The sequence below is a fragment of the Caballeronia sp. J97 genome, from assembly GCF_905220305.1.
Classification (GTDB): Bacteria; Pseudomonadota; Gammaproteobacteria; order Burkholderiales; family Burkholderiaceae; genus Caballeronia.
In genome coordinates, this window is the sequence record NZ_CAJMZL010000002.1 from 288,598 (window position 1) to 307,858 (window position 19,261).

Genomic DNA, 19,261 nt, shown 5'->3' on the forward strand with positions numbered 1-19,261 from the left:
GAACATGACTGAACACATGGAGGACGACTCATGCCTATCCTGATTCGCGGCGGCACCGTCATCGACGCGGACCGCACTTATCGCGCCGACGTGCTATGCGCCGACCCGCAAGCGGGCGGAACGATACTCGCCATCGGCACCGATCTCGACGTACCCGCCGATACGCAAATCGTCGACGCCGGCGGACAGTACGTGATGCCGGGCGGCATCGATCCGCATACGCACATGGAGCTGCCCTTCATGGGCACGACCGCGAGCGACGACTTCTACACCGGCACCGCGGCGGGATTATCGGGCGGCACGACGAGCATCATCGACTTCGTGATCCCGAGCCCGAAGCAGCCGCTCATGGAGGCGTTCAGGGAGTGGCGCGGCTGGGCCGAGAAGGCATCGGCGGACTACGGCTTTCACGTCGCGGTGACGTGGTGGGACGAGTCCGTGCATCGCGACATGGGATTGCTCGTGCACGAGCACGGCGTGTCGAGCTTCAAGCACTTCATGGCCTACAAGAACGCGATCATGGCCGACGACGAAGTGCTCGTGAACAGCTTCACGCGCTCGCTCGAACTCGGCGCGCTGCCGACCGTGCACGCGGAGAACGGCGAGCTCGTCTTTCAGTTGCAGAAGCAACTGCTCGCGAAAGGCTTCAGGGGACCGGAGGCGCATCCGTTGTCGCGGCCGCCCGAGGTCGAAGGCGAGGCGGCCAATCGCGCGATCCGCATTGCGCAGGTGCTCGGCGTGCCGCTGTACATCGTGCACGTGTCGGCGAAAGATGCCGTCGACGTGATCGCGAAGGCGCGCAACGAAGGATTGCGCGTGTTCGGCGAGGTGCTGCCAGGCCATCTCGTGATCGATGAATCGGTGTATCGCGATCCCGACTGGACGCGCGCCGCCGCGCACGTGATGAGCCCGCCGTTTCGCACGAGCGAGCATCGCGAGGCGCTGTGGCGCGGCCTGCAATCGGGCCAGCTTCACACGACGGCGACCGATCACTGCGTGTTCTGCGCGTCGCAAAAGGCGATGGGCCGCGAGGACTTCACCCGGATCCCGAACGGTTGCGGCGGCGTCGAGGATCGCATGTCGGTGCTGTGGCATCACGGCGTCAACATGGGACGTCTCACGCCGAACGAGTTCGTGCGCGTGACGTCGACGAACGCGGCGCAGATCTTCAATCTCTATCCGCGAAAGGGCGCGGTGCAGGTGGGCGCGGATGCGGACATCGTCGTGTGGGATCCGGAAGCGACGCGCACGATCTCGGTGAAGACGCATCATCAGAAGGTCGATTTCAACGTCTTCGAAGGCATGGAGGTGAAGGGCGTCGCGACGCATACGCTGACGCGCGGTGCGCTCGCGTGGGCGAACGGCGATCTGCGCGCGGAACGGGGCGCGGGCCAGTATCTGAAGCGTCCGCCGAACGCGTCGTACTTCGAGGCGGCGCGCGTCGCGAACAAGCTGAAAGAACCGCATCCGGTGAATCGCGCGGAAGCGGCCTGATTCGCCCTCGATGCCGTCGATGACCGAGCCCCGCGTCCGCGCGACGCGGGGTTCGGTCGCGTTTTGCGATCTCGTCACGCGCTTGCAAGCATAATCCGTCAGGCTGTCTATTTTTTGCGCTGCCGGATCATGCCGATGAAAATTTCGAAGAAACTTCGCCGCCTCGCCGCGCTCGGCATTCTATGTCTGCCGCTTGCGTGCGCGGCCAATCCGAACGCGCTGTGGGAGATCGTCCACGACTACTGCGAGCCAGCCGCCGAGGGCGCGCACGTTCGGCAGAAGTGCGCCGACGTGAATCTTCCGGGCGGCTATGCCGTCCTGAAGGATATCGTCGGCGTCGCGCAATATCTGCTGATTCCGACCGCACGCGTGAGCGGCATCGAGAGTCCGGCGCTGCTCGACCCCGATGCGCCGAACTACTTTCGCGATGCGTGGAATGCGCGTGGCTATGTGAATCGCGCGTTGCGTCGAACGTTGCCGCGCGATGAAGTGTCGCTCGCGATCAATTCGGCGAGCGGGCGCACGCAGAATCAGTTGCACATTCATATCGATTGCCTCGCGTCCGATGTCGCGCAGGCGCTGCGCGAAGTGGGGCCGGACATCGGCACGGAGTGGAAGGCGCTGCCGGTGAAGTTGCGCGGTCATGTGTACAGCGCGATGCGCATCGACGACGCGGATCTCGCGCATACCGATCCCTTCAAGCTCCTCGCGCCTTACGCCGCGCGCCGCGGTCAGACGATGGGCGAACAGACGCTCCTGCTGGCGGGCGCCGTGCGCAGCGACGGCGCGCCGGCATTCTTTCTCCTCAACGATCATGTCCAGCCTGGCAACTGGGCATCGTCGGAAGAGCTTCAGGATCACACGTGCTCGCTGGCCGATCGGTCTATAGAAAAGCCGTGAGGTTTTCAGAAGAATGAAGTGACGGAAATCGTTCGGACTTCGGATTAAACGCAATCCGCAAATCAGAAGTTTCGTGCCTTGTCACTTCTACTTTTGGAAACCACAATGAATGCACTTCGACATTACGTTTGACCCGTTGAAGGACGCGATCAATCGGCTTCAGCACGGCGTGTCGCTCGATCTTGCAAAGGAGATCGACTGGGACGGCGCTGTGTTCGAGACAGACGACCGTCGCGATTATGGAGAGGTCCGTCTAGTGGGCTATACGCCTATTCGCGGACGTACTTTCTGCGTGGTGTTCACGTGGAGAAACGAGACGCGGCGCATCATCAGTCTGCGCCGCGCAAACCACAGAGAGATCAGATCAATATGCAAAGAACATTCAAAGGACTCATTCTTCCCACGCCTGAGGAGGATGCTGAGATCAACCGAGGAATAGCGTTGGATCCGGACACATGGGAGCTTTCCGACGAAGAGATCGCCCGGATGAAACCGTACGCCGAATTCATGCGTGAACATCATCCGGATCTGATCGAGCCGTCGAAAAAATGAGTTGTCAGCTCACGCCGCGCATGCTTGCTCTATGTGCAAACACGCGCGGCGCAATGCCCTCCACACGCGCTTCCGGCAGCACCCGCTTCAACGTTCGCAAGGTGAACGCAAGGTCTTCGCTGGCTGTATCGAATTCGAGCCGCAATTCACAGCCTTCGCGCTGTGCCTGACTCACATAAATGCCGAGCGGCGAATGAAACAGTGCGCGTATGCGTGCCCGCGACGCGTCACCATCCGTGAAATGCGCGAGCGCCACAATGCGCACGCGCTGACATGCTCCGAAGCCTTCATCGCGTAAGGTCTTGCGGCTGGCCACCCACGCAAGCGACATATCCATGACCATTGCTCCATCACGTTTTCCTTATGTAGAAGCATAGGCCGCCATGCGTCAACGTCGCGCAAAGATGCATGCGCGACATGTAAAAAACGTATCAATCGAAGCCCTGGAAAACGGCATCGTCCGGACCGATGGAAGCGGGCGATTTCCACGCCGCGTCGCGCATCGAATGGCGCACCTGGTGCTCGACGCCGAGGAGCACCGCGAAAATCGCCATGCGCACCGCGATGCCGTTGTCGGTCTGTCGGAAGATCGCGAGGCGCGAGTCATGGTTCAGATCGGTGGCGAGATCGTTCGCGCCGGGGCGGCTGTCGCGCGGCAGCGGATGCATGATGAGCGTGTCGCGTCCGCACACATCGTCGACGAGCGCCTGGTTGATCTGGAAATCCGGCGTGTAGCCTTCGATGGACTCGTCCGCGAAACGCTCCTTCTGAATGCGCGTCGCATACACGACGTCCGCGCCCGCGAGACCCGCGCGCAGGTCGCTGGTCTGCTCGATCACATGATCGCCGCGCGCGATGCGCTCGATGATATGCGCCGGCATCTCCAGCGAGCGCGGCGACACGAGCGTGAACTTCAGTCCTTTGTAAAGCGATAGCAGCTTGGCGAGCGAGTGCACGGTGCGGCCGTACTTGAGGTCGCCGACCATCGCGATATGCGCGCCATCGACGATTTTCCCGAGACGCGAGAATTCGCGCTGGATCGTGTAGAGGTCGAGCAACGCCTGACTCGGATGCTCGCCGGGGCCGTCGCCCGCATTGATGACGGGAATGTTCGTCGCGCGCGCGAATTCCGCGACCGAGCCTTGCTCCGGATGCCGCACGACGATCGCATCGGCATAACCGCTGATGACGCGGCTCGTGTCGTAAATCGACTCGCCCTTCGCCATCGACGAAAACGTAAAGCCAGTCGTGTCGCAGACCGAGCCGCCGAGCCGCGCGAACGCTGCGCCGAAGCTCACGCGCGTGCGCGTGCTCGCCTCGAAAAACAGATTCGCGAGCACCGCGCCTTCGAGCACGCGCGTGATCTTCTTGCGACGTGCGATGGGCTGCATCATGTCGGCGGTGCGGAACAACGCTTCCGCCGATTCGCGCGAGAACTGGTCGATCGAGAGCAGTTGCGGCCTGCCCTCGAATTCGATTGTTGAATATGCGCTTTGCGTATATGCGCCGGTTTCCGGCATGCCGCCCAGAATTTCGCCGACGTAGCGCGCGGCGATTTCCGGCATCGCGCGCGATTCCGGCGATTCGTCCGGCAGCAGCCAGGTATCCAATGCCCGCCGCGACACACCGATGCGCGATGCGAAGGAATCGCGCGTCATGTTCAGACGCCGCATGGCGTCGCGAAGTATTGTCTGCTGCTGAAGTTCTTGAGTCACCGTCATCGCTCCCGGAATATACGCGGTGCGTATATTAGGTCACTCGCCGATCAGATGCAAGACGAGTTCGCGCTGATGCTGCGCCGTCCGGTGCTCGAAAACGTAGATGCCTTGCCAGGTGCCGAGCACCATGCGGCCGGCTTCGACGGGAATCGAAAGCTGCACCGTGGTGAGCGCGGTGCGCAGATGCGCGGGCATGTCGTCGGGGCCTTCGGTGTCGTGCACGTAGCGGCCGGGCGCTTCCGGCGCCACCGCTTCGAAATATCGTTCGAGGTCCGTGCGCACGTCGGGATCGGCGTTTTCCTGAATCAACAGCGACGCCGACGTATGCCGGCAAAACAGCGTGAGCAAACCGGTGCGGATGTCCTGAAGATCGATCCAGTGATCGATGTCGCGGGTGACTTCGTGCAGGCCGCGCGAGCCTGTCGCGACCGTCAGATGGTGGAGTGCCTGTTTCATGTCGGTCTCGGTGCGAGGAATGGGCGGTGCGCCACATCTTGAGTTTACCGGCTTCCCGCGCACCGATTCGTTCCGATGCGATGGACTATGCTGTCTGGACGACCGCTAGAAGAAGGGCTCGCACGATGACAGGAAACGCCGCACACGCAATGCTGGCGCTCGCGGCGGTGCTCGCCGCGGCTCCCCACATGACACGCGCCGACGAAAAGCGGGAAAACCACGGCAACGATCCCTTCCTGCACGTATCGAGCGCCATCGCGGATTGCGCCGTGCCGCACGGCCCGCTCGAAACGGATCAGGAATGGCTCGACGAAGCGCATTACCGCATCGAACGCGGCAATAGCTGCTGGATCGCGGGCCGCTGCCGGCTGTCGAATAGCTACGCTTACGACAAGGAGATCGCGGAGAGCGTGACGCGACGTCTGAACTCGTTGAACGCGTCGCTGCAATGGCGCGAGAAAACCAGCCTGTGGCTCACGCTGCAGCGCCGCTTCATCTATCTCGACGGCTGCGTGTCGCGCGATTTCGACAAGGCGCGCTTCGTTTCGGCACTCGGCGAGACGGCGGATGTCGAAAAGGTCATCGACCGCACGACGCGTCGGCCGTGATCTTGCAATTGACCTAAGCTAAAAGAGAGACCGAACACGAGGAACCGGCCCGCGCCCGCGCGCACGGTTTTCGCCGATGAGAACGAATCTCGCTGACTGGCTGTGGAGGCGCGTGCGCGACACGCTTCTGCTGATCGCGTGCGCGCTCATGCCGATAAGCGCGTCGGCCGCGCCCGTCGTCGTGATCCCGCTGAAGGGCGCGATCGGCCCGGCGAGCGCCGATTTCGTCGTGCGTTCGCTCGCCCGTGCCGCCGACGAACACGCGCAACTCGCCGTGCTCGAACTCGATACGCCCGGCGGCCTCGATCTCTCGATGCGCTCGATCATCCAGGCGATTCTCGCTTCGCCGGTGCCGGTGGCCGCATTCATCGCGCCGAGCGGTGCGCGCGCCGCGAGCGCGGGCACCTACATCACCTACGCGAGCCATGTCGCGGCGATGGCGCCCGGCACCAATCTCGGCGCGGCTTCGCCGGTGCAACTCGGCCTGGGCGGACGGGAGCGCGAGCCGTCGGATTCGGGCAAGGCCGCATCGGGCGCGCGCGGTGAGCCCGCGGAGCAATCGACCGAAACGCGCAAGCAGATGCAGGACGCCGCCGCCTACATACGCGGCCTCGCGCAACTGCGCGGACGCAACGTGCAATGGGCGGAGCGCGCGGTGCGCGAGGCGGTCGCGCTATCGGCGACGGAAGCGCTGGAGCAGAAAGTCATCGACCTGATCGCCGGCGATGTGCCCGATCTGCTCGCAAGACTTGACGGAAGGCATATCAAGACCGCGAGCGGCGATCACGTGCTCGCGACGAAACAGGCGCCGCTCGTCGTGCTGCAACCGGACTGGCGCAGCCGTTTCCTCGCGACGATCACGGACCCGAGCGTCGCGCTGATCCTGATGATGATCGGCATGTACGGGCTCTTCTTCGAATTCGCGAATCCCGGCATGGTGCTGCCGGGCGTCGCCGGCGCGATCTGCCTGCTGGTCGGATTGTTTGCTCTGCAACTATTGCCGATCAATTTCGTCGGACTGGGACTGATCGTGCTCGGCATGGGCTTTCTGGTCGGGGAAATGTTCCTGCCGACGTTCGGCTCGCTCGGCATCGGCGGGATCATTGCGTTTGCGATCGGCGCGCTCATGTTGATCGATACCGATGTGCCTGGCTTCGGCATTCCCGTCGGTGTCGTCGTCGGGCTCGCGCTCTTCACGGCGCTGTTCGTGTTCACCGTGTCGGGCGTCGCACTGAAGGCGCGCAGGCGTCCTGTCGTGAGCGGGAGCGAAGCGATGCTCGGCAGCATCGGCGTGATGTTGACGGGCGACGGCGCCGCGCCCGATGCCGGCAGCGGCTGGGCGCGCGTGCGGGGCGAACGCTGGCGCGTGCGATCGACGGCGCCGGAAGCATTGCCCGCCGAAGGCGCGCGCGTGCGTGTGGTCTCGCGTCACGGTCTCACGCTGACGGTCGAGCCGCTCGAAGGCGAACGCGAGACGGGCCATTCCTGAACACATCGACAACGAGGCTTGAAAAAATGGGGCTCACTTTCGGTTTCAGCGGCATTCTGATCGCGCTCGTCATCTTCCTCGTCGCGTCCGCGGTGCGCATTTTCCGCGAGTACGAACGCGGCGTCGTGTTCATGCTCGGGCGCTTCTGGAAAGTGAAGGGACCGGGGCTCGTGCTGATCATTCCGGTCGTTCAGCAAGTCGTGCGCATGGACTTGCGCACGGTGGTGTTCGACGTGCCGCCGCAGGACGTCATCACGCGCGACAACGTGTCGGTGAAGGTGAATGCGGTCGTGTACTTTCGTGTCGTCGATCCGGAGAAGGCGGTGATCCAGGTCGCGCGCTTTCTCGAAGCGACGAGCCAGCTCGCACAAACCACGTTGCGCGCGATCCTCGGCAAGCACGAACTGGATGAACTTCTGTCGGAGCGGGAACGCCTCAACACCGACATCCAGCGCGTGCTCGATTCGCAGACGGACGCGTGGGGCATCAAGGTATCGAACGTCGAGATCAAGGACGTCGATATCAACGAGACGATGATCCGCGCCATCGCCCGGCAGGCCGAAGCCGAGCGCGAGCGACGCGCGAAGATCATTCATGCGGAAGGCGAGTTGCAGGCATCGGAGAAGCTGTTGCAGGCGGCGCAGATGCTCGCGCAGCAACCGCAGGCAATGCAACTGCGTTATCTGCAAACGCTGACGTCGATCGCCGGGGACAAGAATTCGACGATCGTGTTCCCGGTGCCGGTCGATATCGTGAGTGCCGTCATCGACCGGTTCACCAAGGGCTCAACGCACAGTTAGACGAGCGCGGGGAAATCGAGCGTCGTGTCGTTCACGCGATTCACGAGGTTCGTGAAGTTGATGACGCTCATCGCGAACAGCGTGTCGATGACTTGCGCCTCCGAATAGCCCGCTTCGCGCACTTCGCTCAGACGCGCCGCATCGACCGTGCCCGTGGAGCTGGCGACATGCCGCACGAAGCGCACGAGCGCGTCGCGCTTCGCGTTGCCGGTCGCTTCGCCCGCGCGGATCTGCTGCGTTTCCTTTTGCGACAGTCCGACCATCTTGCCGACCAAGGTATGCGCGGCCGCACAGTAGTCACACCCCACGAGTTCACTGACAGCGAGCTTGATCGCTTCGACGTCGGCCTTGTCGAGGCTGCTTTTCGCGAGAATGGCGTCGCCGTTGAGCGTTGCGCCGAGTGCGGCGGGGCTGTGCGTGCCGATGGTCGCATACGCATTCGGCACCTTGCCCGCGGCCTTCTTGATCGCGGCGAAAAGATCGGCGGTTGCGCCCGTGGCTTCGTTGACATTGATTTGGGAAAGACGTGACATGGTGTGCTCCTTCGTTCGGTGGTTGGCCATGTGGATGGCATGGGTTGAACTTTAGGCGCGTGCGTCGTTCGCGTGAATGCTCGCGCGGCTCGTAAAACCGCGCGATCGTCTCATCGTGCGAATGCATCGGCTTCGTGCCATGATCGAAGCTCCGCGCACGCATCACGAACCCGCACATGGACTATCTGACGAGCCTGAAGGTGTTTTGCACGGTCGTCGAAGCGAAGAGCTTCGCGCGTGCGGCCGACATACTCGGCTTGTCGCCGCCCGTCGTTTCGCGTGCGATCGCGGGGCTGGAAGAGCGCCTCGGCAGCCGCCTCTTCAATCGCACGACACGGCAGATCTCGCTGACCGAAACCGCCGAGCGCTTCTTCGCCGACTGCTCGCGTCTGCTCGACGAACTGCAGGCGATGGAAGAGCGCGTGTCGAACCGCGCGAGCGAAGCGACCGGCCTGTTGCGGCTCGTCTCGCACACGACCGTGATGACGAGCCGCTATGCGCCGCTCGTCGCGAGCTTCAGGCGCGCGCATCCACATGTGCGCCTCGATGTGACGCTGACCGAGCGGCCCGTCGATCTCGTCGGCGAAGGCTACGATCTCGCGATCGTGCTGCCTTTCATGCTGTCTACCGACACGGCCGTCACGCGCCTGCTCGAAACCATTCCGCTCGTGCTGGTCGCGAGCCCCGCGTATCTCGCGCAACGGCCCGCGCCACGCCATCCGTCCGAACTCGTCGATCATGTGTTCGTGCCGATGTCTCCGTCGATCCGCAAGCCGGCGCTCACGTTTCGCATTGGCGGCGAGGAACTGCGCGTGCCGCTCAATTACGACATCGCGTCGAACAGCGCGGTGTTCAATCGGGACATGGCGCTGCAGGGCTTCGGCATCGGCGTTTTGCCGACGGCGCTCGTCGCGGACGAGGTCGCGGCGGGGCGGCTCGTCACGCTGCTCGACGCCTACGAGCGCGTCGACTCCGCGATCGAAATCCGTATCGCGTACAGCACGCGCGCGCTTTTGCCGGCCAAGGTGCGCGCGTTCGTCGAGCATGCGGTGCGCTTTTGCGCCGATGAAGCCACGCTGCCCGGCATGCCTGGCCGGCTCCGAGCCTTGTAGTGCAAGGCTCGGAGCGATTCTTTCCGCGAACGGTATTGATTCATGCGCGCCGTGACGGTTGACTTGGTGCATATGCACAACTAGTCTTCCGGCCTATGACGGGCAGAGGATGCGCCCCTTCTCTCAACCTTAATTGTGCATATGCACTATAATCGCAAATGACGACACCTACGACAAATATTCCATCGGTCGCGGCGCCGGCTCTCGCGCGGCCGGCGCGCAGGATTCCCTGGATGCTGCTGGCGCTCGGACTGGTCGGGCTCGTGCTGGTCGCCGCGGCAACATACTGGGCGCTGGTGCTGCGGTTCATTCAGACGACCGACGATGCCTATGTCGGCGGCGACGTCACGGTGCTCGCGCCGAAGGTCAACGGTTTCGTCACCGATGTGCTCGTGCGGGACAATCAGCGCGTGAAGGCGGGGCAGGTGCTGATTCGCCTCGATTCGCGCGACTACGATGCACGCCTCGCACAGGCCGACGCCGAATTGTCGGGCGCGCGCGCGGCGGTGGTCGAGCTGCAGGCGAAAGACGCGCTGCAGGCGGCCGTCATCAATCAGCAGCAGGCAGAAGTGCGCGCATCGTCGGCGGAGCTGACGCGCACCGGGCAAGACCGTTCGCGCTATCGCGAGCTGGTGAAGGACGACGCGGTGTCGAACCAGATCGTCGAGCGCGCCGACGCCGACTACACGAAGGCGCAGGCGGCGGTGGATCGCAGCGGCGCGTCGCTCATCGCGGCGAAGCGTCAATTGGGCGTGATCGAAGCGCAGATCGCGGATGCGCAGGCGCGGGTCGCGACGGCCGCGGCGGCGCGCCGCGTCGCGGAGCTGAACGTCGAGTACACGACGATCCGCTCGCCCGTCGATGGCTATGTCGGCAACCGCACGGCGCGGGTGGGCGTGCTTGCGAACGTGGGCACGTCGTTGCTGACCATCGTTCCGTCGACGGGACTTTGGGTCGACGCGAACTTCAAGGAAGATCAACTGAAGAAGATGCGCGCGGGCGACGAAGCCGATGTCGAGCTCGATGCATCGAGCGTGCCGCTCACCGGCCACGTCGACAGTCTCGCGCCCGCGACCGGCGCGACCTTCAGCGTGCTGCCCGCCGAGAACGCGACCGGCAACTTCACGAAGATCGTGCAGCGCGTGCCCGTGCGCATTCGGCTCGATGTGCCGAAGGGCATGGAATCGGTGCTGCGTCCGGGCCTGTCCGCGACGGTCAAGGTGCACCTCGCCAGACACGCGAACGGTTGAGGAGCGCGGCGATGACTCATACCGTTCCTTCCGATCCCGCGAGCCAGCCGATCAGGCAGCGCGTGTTCGCGTTCGCGCTGATGTGCCTCGGCTTCTTCATGGCGACGCTCGATATCCAGATCGTCGCATCGTCGCTGAAGGATATCGGCGGCGGATTGTCCGCGAGCCAGGATGAGTTGTCCTGGGTGCAGACCTCGTATCTGATCGCCGAGATTCTCGTCATTCCAATGTCGGGCTGGCTTTCCAAAGTGTTTTCGACACGCTGGCTCTTCGTCGCATCGGCGGTGGGTTTCACGATCACGAGCATGCTTTGCGGCATGGCATGGGACATCAATTCGATGATCCTGTTTCGTGGCCTGCAAGGCGCGCTCGGCGCCGCGATGATCCCGACCGTGTTCACGACCGCCTTCGTGCTGTTCCCCGGCAAGCAGCGATTGATTGCATCGACGACGATCGGCGCGCTGGCGTCGCTCGCGCCCGCGGTCGGGCCGGTGATCGGCGGGTGGATCACCGATCAATGGTCATGGCACTGGCTCTTTTATCTGAACGTGGTGCCGGGTCTGGTCGTCGCGCTGCTCGTGCCGAAATACGTGCATGTGGACGAGCCCAATCTGCCGCTGCTGAAAAAAGGCGATTACATCGGCATCGCGTTGATGTCGGGCTTTCTCGGCTGTCTGGAATACGTGCTCGAAGAAGGACCGCGCAAGAACTGGTTCGGCGACGACGTGATCATCGCGTGTGCGTGGATTTCGGGGATTTGCGGCTTCCTGTTCCTCGTGCATGCGTTCACGGCGAAGGACCCGGTCGTCGATCTGCGCGCGCTCGCGGTGCGCAACTTCGCGATCGGCAGTCTGCTGTCGTTCGTGACGGGCATCGGGATCTTCGTGTCGGTGTTTCTGACGCCGGTGTTCCTCGCTCGCGTGCGCGGCTTCGATTCGTTGCATACGGGTCTCGCGCTGCTTTCCGTCGGCTGTTTCCAGTTGCTTTCCATCGGCGTGTACGGCTTCGCGTCGCGCTTCATCGACATGCGCGTTCTGCTCGCGTTCGGTCTGATCTGCTTCGGCGCGGGCTGTTACTTCTACACGCCCCTGACGCACGACTGGGGCTGGCAGCAGTTCCTGTTGCCGCAAGCATTGCGCGGCATCGGTCAGCAATTCGCGGTGCCGCCGATCGTGACGATGGCGCTCGGCTCGCTGCCTCCGTCGCGGCTGAAATCGGCGAGCGGGCTCTTCAATTTGATGCGCAATCTGGGCGGCGCGATCGGCATCGCGGTGAGCGCGACGATGCTCAACGATCGACTCAATCTGCACTATCTGCATCTGAACGAGAACGTGACGATCGGCCGGCCGGTCATCGACGACGTGATCGCGCGCAACTCGGCGCATCTCGCGTCGGTCGCGGGCGATGCGTTGAACGCGTCGCAGGCGGGGCTTGCATCGCTGCATGCGCTCGTGATGCGCGAAGCGCTCGTGCTCACTTTCGCCGATTGCTTCTACGTGCTCGCGCTGTGCTTCCTCGTCGGCCTGACGACGGTGCTCTTCGCCAAGCCGATTACGACCGCGCCGCCTTCGTCCGATGCGCATTGAACCGAGCCTTATCCGGATACTTCGATCATGAAGAAACTTCTCGTGGCAATACTTGCGGGCGTGACAGGTCTCACGCTCGCCGCGTGTGCGGTGCAGCCCGCGACGCACGCCGAACTTCCGGCGACGGTCAACGCGACCGCGCCCGCGGACTGGAGCGTCGATGTGCCGAAAGAGGCCGTCGATCCCGCTCTATGGTGGAGTCAGTTCAACGACCCGGTGATGCATGAACTGGTCGCTTCAGTGCTGAACGACAACCTCGATGTTCAGGCGGCCGTCGAGCGCGTGAAGCAGGCTCAGGCGCTCACGACGCAACGTCGCGCGGCCTTGCTGCCTCAACTGGATGCGAACGCGGGAGGCGCCTATACGCGTCAGAACACACCGCCGCCGCTCGGCTATGTGAAGCAGGCGGGCTTCGGCCTTGCGTTGAGCTGGACGCCGGACGTGTTCGGCGGCGAGCGGCTGGAATTGCTGGCGGCGCAGGCGCAGCTCGTCGGGCGCGAGCATGCGGCCGATCAGATCAGGCTCGCGCTCGCCGCCGATACGGCCGGCGCATATGTCGATCTGCGCTGGGCGCAAGCCGAATTGAAAATACTTAAGGATAACGAAGAAATTCGCGAACGCGCATTGAGGCTGACGCAACGACGTCTGCAATACGGCCTGTCGACGAAGCTCGATGTCGCGCGTGCGCAGAATCAGCTGAGCGATCTGCAATCGCGCATTCCGCGCACACAGTCGACGATTCAGCATCAGTTGAGTCTGATCGCAGTGTATTCGGGCCGCACGCCGGAATCCATCGACAAGCTGATGCTGGCCAACCCGGGTGACGCGCCCGCGATTCCCGTGCCCGCGAACGGCGCGCCGCAGATGCTGCCGTCCGACGCCTTGTTGCGCCGCCCCGACGTGCTCGTTGCCTATGCGACCGTGCAGCAGCGCGCGGCGGAAGTGGGCGTTGCGCGCGCGGAGCGCTATCCGAAGTTTTCGCTGCGATTGTCGGACGGCTTGCTGGCGTCGTCGTATCTCGGCCTGCCGACGCTCACCGACAATCTCTTCTCCGCAGCACTCAACGCGACGAGCCCGATCTTCAACGCGGGGCGCATCACGGCGGAGATCGAGCAGAACGAGAGCAAGATGCGCGAGTCGGAACTGCGTCTGCGACAGACGATGCTCGAAGCGCTGAAGGATGTCGAGGACACGCGCAGCGATCTCGTCAGCACGACCGAGTCGACCGCGCGCCTGACCGATGCGCTCTCTGCGTCCGGCCAATCGCTCACGCTGTCGACGCAGTTGTACAAGGGCGGCGCCGCAAGCTTTCTCGATGTGCTCGACGCGCAGCAATCCTATCTGCGCGACGCCGATGCGCTGAATCAATCGAAGCGCGAACACGCGCTCGCGGCGGTGGCGCTTTATCGTTCGCTCGGCGGCGGCTGGAGCGTGAGCAGCGATGCGGACGTGATCAAGACCGCCAGCGATAAAACGGAGACGACGAAATGAGCCTGATCGAAGAAACGGCCGCCGGCCTCGATGGTCTCGCGCAACTGCGCAAGCTGATCGCGAGCGGGCGCAAGCCGGGCATTCTGGTATCGCTGGATTTCGAGTTCATCGAAGTGGAAGCGGGCAGGGCGGTGTTCGCGGGCATACCCGGCGATCACGCCTACAACCCGATCGGCACCGTGCACGGCGGCTATGCGGCGACGCTGCTCGATTCGGCGTGCGGCTGCTCGGTCCATTCATGCCTGACGGCGACGCAGGCCTATACGACGCTCGAACTGAAAGTCGCGTATCACAAGGCGCTCACGCGCGATTCGGGATTCTTGCGCGCAGAGGGGCGCGTGCTGTCGATCGGACGTCGCGCCGCATTCGCCGAAGCGACGCTCAAGGATGCGAGCGGCCGATTGTTCGCATCGGCAACATCGACGTTGCTCGTCATGGAGCGTTGAAAGACCCGGTTCCTTGCGCGGGAACCGGGCGACCGGATGGCGCTTCGAAGCCGCTTATTTCACGCTTTCGAGCGCCTTCCTCACCGTGCCGAAGATCTGATCGATCTGATCGTCTTCGATGATGAGCGGCGGCGAGAACGCGAGGATATCGCCGGTGTAACGCACGAGCACGCCTGCTTCGAAGCACTTCACGAACACTTCGTACGCACGTGCGCCCGGCGCGCCGTCGCGCGAATCGAGCTCGATGCCGGCCACGAGCCCGAGATTGCGGATGTCCTTCACGAAAGGCGCATCGCGCAGCGCGTGCGCGGCGCTTTCGAACTTCTCGGCCTTCGACGCGGCGCGCTCGAAGAGCTTGTCGCGCCGATACAGATCGAGCGTTGCGATGGTGGCGGCGGCCGCGACCGGGTGAGCCGAATACGTATAGCCGTGGAACAGCTCGATCGCGTTGGCCGCGCCCGCGTTGACGACCGTGTCGTGCACGTTGCGATGCGCGGCGACGGCGCCCATCGGGATGGTCGCGTTGTTGATCGCCTTGGCCATCGTGATGAGGTCGGGCGTCACGCCGAAGTACTCGCTCGCCGTCGCTTTGCCCAGACGCCCGAAGCCGGTGATGACCTCATCGAAAATCAGAAGAATGCCGTACTTCGTGCAGATCTCGCGCAGCTTCTGCAGATAGCCTTGCGGCGGCACGAGCACGCCCGTGGAACCGGCGAGCGGCTCGACGATCACGGCGGCGATCGTCGACGGATCGTGCAGCGCGACGATGCGCTCGAGATCATCGGCGAGATGATCGCCCCACGCGGGCTGGCCCTTCGTGAACGCGTTGTGCCCGAGATCGTGCGTATGCGGCAGGTGATCGACCGACGGCAGCAGCGCGCCCGAAAACGTCTTGCGATTCGGCGCGATGCCGCCGACCGAGATACCGCCGAAGCCGACGCCGTGATAGCCGCGCTCGCGGCCGATGAGACGCGTGCGCTGGCCTTCGCCCCGTGCGCGATGATAGGCGAGCGCGATCTTCAGCGCGGTATCGACCGACTCCGAGCCCGAGTTCGTGAAGAAGATGCGGTCGAGGCCTTCCGGCATCAGGTTGGCGACCTTGGTCGCGGCTTCGAACGCGAGCGGATGCCCCATCTGGAAGGTCGGCGCGAAATCGAGCGTCGAAAGCGCCTTCTGCACCGCGTCGACGATCTCGTCCCGGCAATGGCCTGCGTTCACGCACCAGAGACCGGCGGTGCCGTCGAGCACTTCACGGCCATCGGTCGAGCGGTAGTACATGCCTTTGGCGCTCTCCAGCATGCGGGGCGCGGCCTTGAACTGGCGATTGGCGGTGAACGGCATCCAGAACGACGAGAGATCTTCGATCACGGGGCGAGCATTCATAACGGGTCTCCTGAAGAAGTACGGCCACTGTATTCCTCGGCAAAATTGCACGGCATAGACAGTTGCTTCACTGCGCTGCTAACTGTAGTGGCAAAATCCTGCAAACTGTATTGGTTGATGCGTGCTCGCCGCGCTATTCTCGAATCCATGATCGAACTCAAGCTGGAGCGCGGCACGCGGCAGGCGCCGACGCTCGTCGAACAACTGGTCCGCGCGTTCTCCACGGCGATCGAGGAGCAGACGCTGCGCGCGGGCGCGCTGCTGCCTTCGGTGCGGCGTCTCGCCGAGGCGGAAGGTCTCAGCACGTTCACGGTGACGGAAGCCTATGGCCGGCTCGTTTCGATGGGCCTCGTCACCGCGCGGCGCGGCTCGGGTTATCGCGTGGCCGTGCGCGGGCGCAGCGAGCGCGCGCGCGCGGTCGAATGGCAGCCGCCGAGCCTCACCGCGACCTGGCTTCTGTCCGACGTATTCGCCGATCATTCGGTGCCGATCAAATCGGGCTGCGGCTGGTTGCCGAACGAATGGGTTAACGAGAGCGGGCTGCAACACGCGCTGCGCGCGGTGAGCCGCGTGCCGGCGGCGCGCATCGCGGACTACGGGCATCCGTATGGCTTCGCGCCGCTGCGCGAGCGGATCGCGGAGCAGATGGATCGTCACGGCTTGCCGGTCGACGCCGCATCGAACGTGCTGTTGACGGCGGGCGCCACGCAGGCGCTCGATCTCGTCGTGCGCACCTTGCTGCGCCCCGGCGATGCGGTCGTCGTCGAAGATCCGGGCTACTGCAATCTGCTGCAGATTCTGCGGCTCGCCGGACTCCAGGTGCATGGCGTGCCGCGCACCGCCGCGGGCATCGATACGGATGTGTTCGAGCGCATCGTCATCGAGCATCGGCCGAAGGCGGTGTTTCTCAACACGACCTTGCAGAATCCGACCGGCGCGACTTTCGGCATGGCGTCGGCGTTTCGTCTGATGCAGATCGCCGAGCGTCACGGCCTGTGGGTCGTCGAGGACGATGTGAACCGCGAGCTCGCCGCGCCGGGCGCGCCCTTGCTCGCATCGATGGAGGGGCTTAACCGCGTGCTGTACGTCGGCGGCTTCGCGAAGACGATCACGCCCGCGCTGCGTTGCGGCTATGTCGTCGCGGAGCGCGATGTGTTGCGTGAACTGGCGCGCACGAAGATGGCTGTCGGATTGACGTCGTCGGAGGCGACCGAGCGCATCGTCGAGAAAGTGCTGACGGAAGGGCGCTACGCGCGGCATGTCGAATTCGTCGTGGAGAAGCTGAAGGACGCGCATGCGCTCGTCGAAGAGCGCATGGACGCGCTGGGCATCGAGCTGTTTCGTCGTCCGCGCGCGGGATTGTTCCTGTGGGGCGCGCTGCCTGTCGATCCGGCCGATGGAAGCGCGGTCGCGACGCGCGCATTGCAGCACGGCATATGGCTCGCGCCCGGTTCGTATTTTCGGCCGAACGATGCAGAAAGCGCCTGCTTCCGATTCAACGTCCCCTATTCAGCGGACGATGCGCTTTGGACTTTTCTCGAAAGAACGATCAAGGGGTTTTAAAGCGGACACGATGAGTCGAATCATCGTGTCCTGCAGTGGATATTTATTTTATTGCGCGACCTGAGAAGAAGCGGAAGCCGAAACCTGTCCGCGCTGAACCTGCGCGGTGCGTTCCGTATTGCCGAAATCACCGCGTCCTTGCGCGGCTTCTTCCGCCGCGAAGGTTTGTGCGCTGACGCCATGTTGCGAGGCGGGCGCTCCGGTATCGGGACGATAATGCGGCGCCGGACCATAGCCGCTCGCAAATGCCGAACTGGCGAAAAGAGAACTCAATGCAATAGCAAAGCCCACTACGAGTCGCTTGTTCACGAAAATGCTCCGACGAGGAATTGAGGAGATGCGGTTTGGCAGGGAGTAGCAACCGCAGTCGGAAGAGCGATTCGTTTGTTTGTTGCAAAGTAACGAATCGCCCCCGACATGTGAACGCAGTGTAGAAGGACTGAAACGTTTTTTAATCGCACGAAAAGCCAATTGAGTTTTCGCCGATCTCAAACAATGGGATCACGCGATGGCTTCACTTCTTATGCGCCTCATGCGCGATGCCGCCAGATGCGCCCGTAAATGCTCGCAGACATCTTTTCTGCGTACCGGATTGAGCGGATCGCACAGACGAATCGTGAGCGTGGACATCTCCATATGCGTCGCGGGCGGATCGTCGGTATCGCGTTCAGGCGCTTCCCACAGCACAACGGTGAAGGTGCCATCGGAAACCTGCACGATCTGAAAGCGCGCCAGATCGATTCTGGTCAACTCGTGCGGTTCGATCGAATGATGCATGATGCCCTCGGCAAGCTCGACAGGTGCATCACCCTCATGCAAACAACATGCCGATGCCAACGAGCCGCGCGGAAGCATGGCGTTCGCCATGCACCCCACGTCGATTTTTTCCGCGCTTGCCTGCAAAAACGCTAAAGCGAAGCGACGCACGCGTCACGCGGATACATCGCCCGTCGGCACCGATGGCGGTACGTTCGGCGCACCTGCTTCGTCTTGTCGAGGCGCGGCGGTCGCGCCCGATTCGGTCTTCGCGGTGCGCTGGCGCGGCGCACTGCGCTTCGCCGCCGGCTTGGCCGCTGCCGCTTTCTTTGCCGCAGGCGCCGCCGCCTTCTTTTTTGCGGCCGCCTCCGTCGCTTTCTTCTTTGCCGCCGGCGCGCTCGTCGGCGTTGCTTTGGCCTTCTTCGCGGGAGTCTTCCTGGCGGCGGCTTTTTTGGCCGGCGCCTTCGGCTTTTCCGCGGCTTCCGCGTCGATCAGAAACTTGCTTCGATCCTTGACGTTGGCGATCCACGCGGGCGGCCGCGCCCAACCGCTCCACGTTTCACCCGTCTTCGGATTGCGATACTTCGCGGGCAGCTTGCCCTTTTTCGCGAGCTTGGCCATCGCTTCATGGCGACCGGCCGGCGCGGGGAGGGTGACTTGTGGTTTTGCCGCGCGTCTGACCTTCTTGCCGTGCCGGTCGATATCCGCGCTCGTGAGGCCGTGCCTTTCCATCAGCGCGCGAATGTCGTCGAGCACGGCTTGCGCACGCTTCGCGATCAACTGCTCGGTCTGCGCCTGAAGCTTCTTCAGCTTTGCCTGCATCTGCTTGAGCGTTGCCATCGCCGTCTCCTTTCTTGTCGGTTTGCGTTCTGGTGAAGGCGCTAATCGGCGCCCATTCTCGTTTCGTCGACGAATTTCTTGCTTGCATCGTCGGTTCGGCGCGACTCGCGTCCCGCGGGTCCATGCACATAGACGGCCTTGGCGTTCGCCGAAGCATCCGGCGCGGGCGGATGCGTTTCGATCTGCGGATGTCGGAGAACTACGCGGGCATACATCAGGCCGCTGGGGTGAACGGCGAGCACTTTCATGGACTCTCCTCGCGGGAAAGCACTATATCGTGCGGA

Annotated in this window: 21 protein-coding genes and 1 pseudogene; 13 read left to right on the forward strand and 9 right to left on the reverse strand. The window is 63.5% G+C overall.

Features of this window, described 5'->3' with window-relative positions; genetic code table 11:
- The first annotated feature begins 30 nt into the window (after positions 1-30).
- The 4 genes and pseudogenes from hydA to U4Y90_RS05745 all read left to right on the forward strand — a co-directional run bounded on the left by hydA (position 31) and on the right by U4Y90_RS05745 (position 2,946).
- Positions 31-1,494, forward strand: a complete 1,464-nt coding sequence (gene hydA / locus U4Y90_RS05730; RefSeq protein ID WP_321793109.1) for a dihydropyrimidinase — start codon at positions 31-33, stop codon at positions 1,492-1,494.
- Positions 1,495-1,629: 135 nt separating this feature from the next.
- Complete coding sequence (locus U4Y90_RS05735) at positions 1,630-2,394, forward strand: CDP-diacylglycerol diphosphatase (RefSeq protein ID WP_321793111.1); 765 nt, start codon at positions 1,630-1,632, stop codon at positions 2,392-2,394.
- A gap of 109 nt (positions 2,395-2,503) precedes the next feature.
- Positions 2,504-2,692 (forward strand): annotated as a pseudogene (locus U4Y90_RS05740) (BrnT family toxin); the annotation flags it as partial.
- Positions 2,693-2,697: 5 nt separating this feature from the next.
- Entirely contained in the window at positions 2,698-2,946 is a 249-nt protein-coding gene (locus tag U4Y90_RS05745) for a hypothetical protein (protein ID WP_321793469.1), read from the forward strand.
- 4 nt (positions 2,947-2,950) lie between these two features.
- Here the strand turns inward: U4Y90_RS05745 and U4Y90_RS05750 are convergent, their stop codons facing one another.
- The 3 genes from U4Y90_RS05750 to U4Y90_RS05760 all read right to left on the reverse strand — a co-directional run bounded on the left by U4Y90_RS05750 (position 2,951) and on the right by U4Y90_RS05760 (position 5,120).
- The gene (locus tag U4Y90_RS05750) at positions 2,951-3,283 is read right to left on the reverse strand and encodes a hypothetical protein (protein ID WP_321793113.1); all 333 of its coding nucleotides are present in this window, start codon (positions 3,281-3,283) and stop codon (positions 2,951-2,953) included.
- Positions 3,284-3,377: 94 nt separating this feature from the next.
- Positions 3,378-4,667, reverse strand: a complete 1,290-nt coding sequence (locus U4Y90_RS05755) for an aspartate carbamoyltransferase (protein ID WP_321793115.1) — start codon at positions 4,665-4,667, stop codon at positions 3,378-3,380.
- Between the two features lie 33 nt (positions 4,668-4,700).
- Positions 4,701-5,120 (reverse strand): secondary thiamine-phosphate synthase enzyme YjbQ, encoded by a 420-nt coding sequence (locus tag U4Y90_RS05760; RefSeq protein ID WP_321793117.1) that lies wholly within the window; start codon positions 5,118-5,120, stop codon positions 4,701-4,703.
- A 26-nt stretch (positions 5,121-5,146) separates the two neighbouring features.
- Here U4Y90_RS05760 and U4Y90_RS05765 point away from each other — a divergent pair, with 26 nt between their 5' ends.
- From U4Y90_RS05765 to U4Y90_RS05775, 3 genes are all read left to right on the forward strand, one after another.
- A complete protein-coding gene (locus tag U4Y90_RS05765; RefSeq protein WP_415749296.1) occupies positions 5,147-5,728 on the forward strand; it encodes a BON domain-containing protein in 582 nt (193 codons plus the stop codon).
- Between the two features lie 76 nt (positions 5,729-5,804).
- Positions 5,805-7,217 carry an NfeD family protein gene (locus U4Y90_RS05770; RefSeq protein WP_415749297.1) on the forward strand — a complete coding sequence of 471 codons (1,413 nt, stop codon included), beginning with the start codon at positions 5,805-5,807 and terminating at the stop codon, positions 7,215-7,217.
- A gap of 26 nt (positions 7,218-7,243) precedes the next feature.
- Positions 7,244-8,017, forward strand: coding sequence for a slipin family protein (locus tag U4Y90_RS05775; protein ID WP_321793118.1), 774 nt, complete (start codon positions 7,244-7,246; stop codon positions 8,015-8,017).
- On the opposite strand, the gene U4Y90_RS05780 is transcribed toward U4Y90_RS05775, so the two are convergent.
- Positions 8,014-8,550, reverse strand: a complete 537-nt coding sequence (locus U4Y90_RS05780; RefSeq protein WP_321793120.1) for a carboxymuconolactone decarboxylase family protein — start codon at positions 8,548-8,550, stop codon at positions 8,014-8,016. The genes U4Y90_RS05775 and U4Y90_RS05780 overlap by 4 nt on opposite strands.
- Before the next feature lie 176 nt (positions 8,551-8,726).
- Between U4Y90_RS05780 and U4Y90_RS05785 the strand changes: the two genes are divergently transcribed.
- The 5 genes from U4Y90_RS05785 to U4Y90_RS05805 all read left to right on the forward strand — a co-directional run bounded on the left by U4Y90_RS05785 (position 8,727) and on the right by U4Y90_RS05805 (position 14,435).
- Entirely contained in the window at positions 8,727-9,662 is a 936-nt protein-coding gene (locus tag U4Y90_RS05785; RefSeq protein WP_321793122.1) for a LysR family transcriptional regulator, read from the forward strand.
- Between the two features lie 158 nt (positions 9,663-9,820).
- A complete protein-coding gene (locus U4Y90_RS05790; RefSeq protein WP_321793124.1) occupies positions 9,821-10,912 on the forward strand; it encodes an HlyD family secretion protein in 1,092 nt (363 codons plus the stop codon).
- 11 nt (positions 10,913-10,923) lie between these two features.
- Positions 10,924-12,498 (forward strand): DHA2 family efflux MFS transporter permease subunit, encoded by a 1,575-nt coding sequence (locus tag U4Y90_RS05795; RefSeq protein ID WP_321793126.1) that lies wholly within the window; start codon positions 10,924-10,926, stop codon positions 12,496-12,498.
- A gap of 27 nt (positions 12,499-12,525) precedes the next feature.
- Complete coding sequence (locus U4Y90_RS05800; RefSeq protein ID WP_321793128.1) at positions 12,526-13,989, forward strand: efflux transporter outer membrane subunit; 1,464 nt, start codon at positions 12,526-12,528, stop codon at positions 13,987-13,989.
- Entirely contained in the window at positions 13,986-14,435 is a 450-nt protein-coding gene (locus tag U4Y90_RS05805) for a PaaI family thioesterase (protein WP_321793130.1), read from the forward strand. The genes U4Y90_RS05800 and U4Y90_RS05805 overlap by 4 nt, the downstream gene beginning before the upstream one ends.
- Positions 14,436-14,489: 54 nt before the next feature.
- Here U4Y90_RS05805 and U4Y90_RS05810 read toward each other — a convergent pair whose 3' ends face one another.
- The gene (locus tag U4Y90_RS05810; protein WP_321793132.1) at positions 14,490-15,818 is read right to left on the reverse strand and encodes an aspartate aminotransferase family protein; all 1,329 of its coding nucleotides are present in this window, start codon (positions 15,816-15,818) and stop codon (positions 14,490-14,492) included.
- Positions 15,819-15,965: 147 nt separating this feature from the next.
- Here U4Y90_RS05810 and U4Y90_RS05815 point away from each other — a divergent pair, with 147 nt between their 5' ends.
- Entirely contained in the window at positions 15,966-17,381 is a 1,416-nt protein-coding gene (locus tag U4Y90_RS05815) for a PLP-dependent aminotransferase family protein (RefSeq protein ID WP_321793134.1), read from the forward strand.
- Between the two features lie 48 nt (positions 17,382-17,429).
- On the opposite strand, the gene U4Y90_RS05820 is transcribed toward U4Y90_RS05815, so the two are convergent.
- From U4Y90_RS05820 to U4Y90_RS05835, 4 genes are all read right to left on the reverse strand, one after another.
- The gene (locus U4Y90_RS05820; protein WP_321793135.1) at positions 17,430-17,690 is read right to left on the reverse strand and encodes a hypothetical protein; all 261 of its coding nucleotides are present in this window, start codon (positions 17,688-17,690) and stop codon (positions 17,430-17,432) included.
- A gap of 192 nt (positions 17,691-17,882) precedes the next feature.
- Positions 17,883-18,308, reverse strand: coding sequence for a hypothetical protein (locus U4Y90_RS05825; RefSeq protein WP_321793137.1), 426 nt, complete (start codon positions 18,306-18,308; stop codon positions 17,883-17,885).
- 3 nt (positions 18,309-18,311) lie between these two features.
- Complete coding sequence (locus U4Y90_RS05830) at positions 18,312-18,977, reverse strand: H-NS histone family protein (RefSeq protein ID WP_321793139.1); 666 nt, start codon at positions 18,975-18,977, stop codon at positions 18,312-18,314.
- Between the two features lie 41 nt (positions 18,978-19,018).
- Positions 19,019-19,225: a hypothetical protein gene (locus U4Y90_RS05835; protein ID WP_321793141.1), complete on the reverse strand. Its 207-nt coding sequence runs from the start codon at positions 19,223-19,225 to the stop codon at positions 19,019-19,021.
- Between the last annotated feature and the right edge of the window lie 36 nt (positions 19,226-19,261).